Raw genomic sequence first — 4,798 nt, 5'->3', positions numbered from 1 at the left:
CCTTTAAATCGCCGCCGCGTCTACAAACCAAGTCAGTCTCGCTGAACCTAGCATCTCGAGGTTACTTGGGTATAACTATCTCAATAAAAGCCAAAAGGGCACAACGGTGCCCTTTCTTAATAAGACTTCAAACAAGAAAGTAACTCTTCATGTGGTCTAAGAAGTATTCAACGCGCATTGGCTTTAGTTTTCGCTCTTTATATACCATGTTAACAGACGATTGCTGATAGATTTCGTTGGGAAGGACGGGTACTAACGTTTTATCGGTATCATATTTCTCTACTAGGCTAGACATGATGAAAGCTAGTCCTAGACCTGAAGTACAAGCTTTGAAAATGGTATAGCCGCTATTGACTGTCAATGCCACAGGTAGTTGTTTAAGTACTGATTTATCTGACTCTTGATAAATGAATGGATTTTTAGATTTGAGCTGTCTATGAGGCGCTTTTAGGTCAGCAATAGACCCAATTTCGCCGTATTCTAAAAGATATGTCTTTGATGCCATAAGGTATCGTCTATATGATAATAACTCACTTGAAATCAAGCTCTTACTGTTTACTTCTCCAATGCAAAACCAAATGTCGATACCTTCTTCAAGCATATCGACTTGACGATTAGAAAAATCAAGGTCGAGCAAAACTTTAGGGTACTTTTGGGAAAAACTCACGAGGGCGTCTTGAAGTAGGAGGTTACCAAAGTCAACAGGTACGACAACTTTCAAAATGCCTGTGGGTTCAAGTTGGTGGTGCATTATTTCATCTTCTGAACGCCTTAAAACATCGTCCACATTTTGAAAGTAGCGGTAGAGTGCTTTTCCCTCCTCAGTTAGGTTAAGTGCTCGCGTTGAACGTATGAGGAGTTTGACGCCGTAGTATGCTTCTATTTCCGATATCTTACGGCTTACAGTAGAGGCATTGATTCCTAGCTCTTCAGCGGCTTTAGACAACGAGTTTAGGTCTACTACACGCCGAAAGATGACAAGTGTGTTTAAGTCAAAGCGATTATTGTTTCTGTGCAAAACTGTTCCTGATTTCGAGCCATTTAACCATAAGTCTATATGTAGATAATATCAAATCAATACACAGTATCTGATTGCCGTTTGAACTCTCTAAGTATTGACGTTAATAGTATCGAATGAAGGACATTCTAAGATGAATTTAACTCTCCATAATCTTTCGAAACCTCTAACTTTAGCTGCCATTGTTGTATTGGTAATATCTGCTGCTAGCATGATTCTTAGTGATTTGTACTCTCCATTTACAACGGATAGTTACGTGATAAGTGATATATCGAGAATATCTACTGATATTGATGGTGTGGTAGAACACATATACGTAAGAAATGGTCAATTCGTTAAGAAAGGTGACCCTCTTTTTAAAATTAAAACTGACGAACTTCAATCTAAGTACGATACCGCTTATGCAAATTTGATTATTCTAGAACAGAATTTTAAGAAGATTGAACTTGAAATGGGTTTGATTGAAAGTGAAATAAAACAAAAAACAGAAATTGCTAATAATAAAAAACTGCACTATATCAGGATGAAAACCCTTTTACGCAATAAAGCTATTAATCAGCAACAATATGATGATGCTTATACAGCGTACGTTGATGAAATAAGAGAAATAGAACAGCTTAAAATCAAGTTACAGATTAACCACGTTAAGCTTGGCTCAGAACAAGGTGGAAACGGTGGGCTGATGTTAGGGAAAGCTATATTAGAAAAAGCTAGGAAAAACATTAATAAAGCTACAATACATGCTCCATTTGACGGAGTAATCACCAATATGCAGCTCGTAAAAGGTAATTTTGTATCAAAGAGCTCACCGCAAATCGTCATAACCTCTCAATCACAGAGACAGCTCGTCGCTGATTTTAACGAAAAAGGTTTAGATCTTTTACCCAATGCGGATTGCTTGGTTGTGTTTGATGCTATACCGGGCAGAATATTCAAGACACAAGTAACTAGCATAGACCAAGCGATAACTGTAACAGGGGTTGGCGATCAAAAGTTAGGAGAGACCGCTAAGGTAGCTCAGGGAGATAGATGGGTACGCAAAAGCCAATACGTTCGTTCTACTATGAATATGCCAGATGTTGATAGCAGTCTAATTTCAGGCTCTCGAGCAACAGTAATGGTAGTTCGTGACGATAGCAAATACTGGAATTCATTTTCATATATGACGATGCATATTATTGCGTTGTTTCGTTACCTATACTAATGAAAGATATACCTTATGTTTAACATAAAAGCACCAATGATAAGAAGTGCACTATTTTTTACCCTATCGATTGTTATCACAGATATGTTGCATTTAGGAATGCCAGTATTTAGTGTTTTTTTAGGTCCAGCTTTGATTTTACGAGATAAATTTAGCTTGAACAAATCATTAGTGTTCATATCTTTAATTAGTATCTATTTTATTTCAGGTTCCTTGGCTGCGACAATACTCGATCATAACCAGTGGGCGTTAATAGTGAGCTCGATTTTCGTAATATATAGCTATTTGCGAATTGAAAAACTTGCTTCATTTTCAACGGCGCCGGTATTTTTATATTGTTATGGACTTATCAATACAACATATGGAACTTCGATGGAGTTGTATTTTTATCAACTTCTACATGTAGCGTTCATGATGCTACTACTAGCAAAAGCTATTTTTTGGATTTTGCCGACTCCTTCTAACCAAATGTCATCTAAACAAAATCAAAAAGTCGTCAAGCGTTCTAAGGCTCTGAATGTGATATCCACAATCATCATATCTCTATCCTTGGTTTACTTTCTATCGATTGAAGTTGGCAAGGCCATATTCTGCCTTTCAGTAATCATAAGTATTGTTTGTAGACCAGATTATGCTTCGATCATAAAAGGCCTAAAAAGTATCTTACCGCTGCAGGTATCCGGCTGTTTCATTGCTCTAATATTACATATGCTTGTGGCTGGTCATGGTCAAAATATACTAATGCTATCGCTAGTGATATTTGGCTTCTCTATTGTTGTATTTTACTTTGCGCATAGTTCGGAGAAAGTCTCTAAGAAGATACCAAACTTTGAAATTGGACTCCTGGCAGCGACGCTGACACCGTTTACGCTTTATACTCATTCAACTGGATTTGATATTGGTCCATTTATTCGACGAGCTACGAATATGGGCGTTATTTGGGGGTTGGGTACGCTCATGATTGTGCTGCTGCCATGGTGTCTATCGTGGTTCAAGCGTATTTAAATACATTACTCTAAGGATCAGGTATTTTGTAGAAGGGTAAGACTTTGTTGCGCAATTCAATAGAACTCAATCCAGAACCTACGACCTGCTCCGCTACGTCCATTATATCTCGTAGCCCTATGCCTAGACCACGTTACAAAGCAACCAACTGGAAGCAATACAACCAATCACTCATTATCCGTGGCTCTTTGACCTTTTGGATTGATGAAGAGGCGATAAGCGGGTGGGTGCAAAGCAAACAGCATAAGCGCGGGAGGCCGCTCCGTTTCAGTGACTTAGCCATCACGACAGCACCCATGGTGAAACGAGTTTTTTCTATGCCACTGAGAGCGCAGCAAGGATTTATCGACTCAATATTTAGGTTAGATCAAGTACCATTAAGTTGTCCGCATGACACTTGTATCAGTCGTATAGCCGAGCAAGTCGAGGTCTCATTTGCGACTAAAACGAGAGGAGTGATACAGCACCTAGCTATTGATGCAACAGCACAATCTGCATAAAAACACATACCAACAACGCCCGCACAGGCTATATTCAACTTTATTTATGTCAAAAAATACCCGCTAAAAAATGACCGAAATCACATTGAATTTAACAAATAAAACTAATATTTAACCTTGTTAGAAGTTGTGAAAATTCGTGATGTTTTTTGAAATGCTGACTTTTGCGAACCGATGAAGGTGTAAAGGTAGGTAAAAATGCTGTTTGGCCGTACAATTAGTTGTTACGATTAATGCGAAAGAGAATTGTTATCAAAAATCGCAAGGTAAAAACTAAAGTGAAAAAGAAGCTACAACCTAAAAGTCTCGTGATCAAAAAAACACAAACCATTACGCCGAACATGCAACGCATTACTCTGCAGGGCGAGGCGTTAGGCAATTTTCCGCTCGATTGCGAAGGCAGCTATGTTAAGTTGCTGTTCAACGAAGTTGGGGGGACAGATATCCAAGGCTTTTCTGAGGAAAATCGCCCAGTAATGCGCACTTACACCATTCGCCGCTTCGATCCACAGGCATGCACGATTGAAGTCGACTTCGTACGTCACATCACCAAAGATCTACAATGTGGCTTTGCGGCGCGCTGGGCAATGGCGGCGAAAGAAGGCGACACAATCAGCATAGTAGGCCCTGGTAGCATTTCGAACCTTAACACAGACGCAGATTGGTTCTTTATGGCAGCGGATATGACGGCGCTGCCTGCTCTATCTGCAAAAATTCGTACTCTGCCAGCCGACGCAAAAGGCTATGCGGTGATCAGCGTAATTTCTGAGGCGGATATTCAACCTATCGAAGCGCCGGCAGGCATGGAGCTTCATTGGGTTACTGAGCAACCTCTCGCAGACAAAGTTCGTGAACTTGAATGGCAGCAAGGTGAAGCCGCGGTGTGGTGTGCTTGTGAATTCGATTCAATGCGCGCACTGCGTCAGTACTTCGTAAGCGCTCCATAAAACCCGCATTCTAATCGCCTAGCGCGAAGAATAAGATCAAGTCTCCAACCATGAAGAGATTTGAAATGGGAAAACGACACACTAATCAAGAATGGCAAACGCTCATCGAGCAGCCTGAATCGAG

General features: G+C 40.1%; 3 protein-coding genes and 2 pseudogenes. 4 read left to right on the top strand and 1 reads right to left on the bottom strand.

What is annotated here, in order from left to right:
• Positions 1–127: 127 nt before the first annotated feature.
• Positions 128–1,018: a LysR family transcriptional regulator gene (locus KIV40_RS13135; protein ID WP_285349604.1), complete on the bottom strand. Its 891-nt coding sequence runs from the start codon at positions 1,016–1,018 to the stop codon at positions 128–130.
• A gap of 133 nt (positions 1,019–1,151) precedes the next feature.
• On the opposite strand from KIV40_RS13135, the gene KIV40_RS13130 reads away from it, so the two are divergent.
• The 4 genes and pseudogenes from KIV40_RS13130 to KIV40_RS13115 all read left to right on the top strand — a co-directional run.
• Complete coding sequence (locus KIV40_RS13130; RefSeq protein WP_285349602.1) at positions 1,152–2,222, top strand: efflux RND transporter periplasmic adaptor subunit; 1,071 nt, start codon at positions 1,152–1,154, stop codon at positions 2,220–2,222.
• 15 nt (positions 2,223–2,237) lie between these two features.
• Positions 2,238–3,227, top strand: coding sequence for a hypothetical protein (locus KIV40_RS13125; RefSeq protein WP_285349601.1), 990 nt, complete (start codon positions 2,238–2,240; stop codon positions 3,225–3,227).
• Positions 3,228–3,346: 119 nt separating this feature from the next.
• Positions 3,347–3,712 (top strand): annotated as a pseudogene (locus tag KIV40_RS13120) (transposase); the annotation flags it as partial.
• Between the two features lie 293 nt (positions 3,713–4,005).
• Positions 4,006–4,659: pseudogene (locus KIV40_RS13115) on the top strand (siderophore-interacting protein); the annotation flags it as partial.
• Positions 4,660–4,798 lie beyond the last annotated feature (139 nt).

The organism is Vibrio sp. D173a (assembly GCF_030248475.1).
Note: the sequence above shows the minus strand (reverse complement) of the source record. Positions and strands in the feature narration are given on the sequence as shown.

Excerpts from the sequence above, each read along its gene's own strand:
- KIV40_RS13125 (WP_285349601.1), top strand. The coding sequence starts at position 2,238 with ATGTTTAACATAAAAGCACCAATGATAAGAAGTGCACTATTTTTTACC.
- KIV40_RS13130 (WP_285349602.1), top strand. The coding sequence starts at position 1,152 with ATGAATTTAACTCTCCATAATCTTTCGAAACCTCTAACTTTAGCTGCC.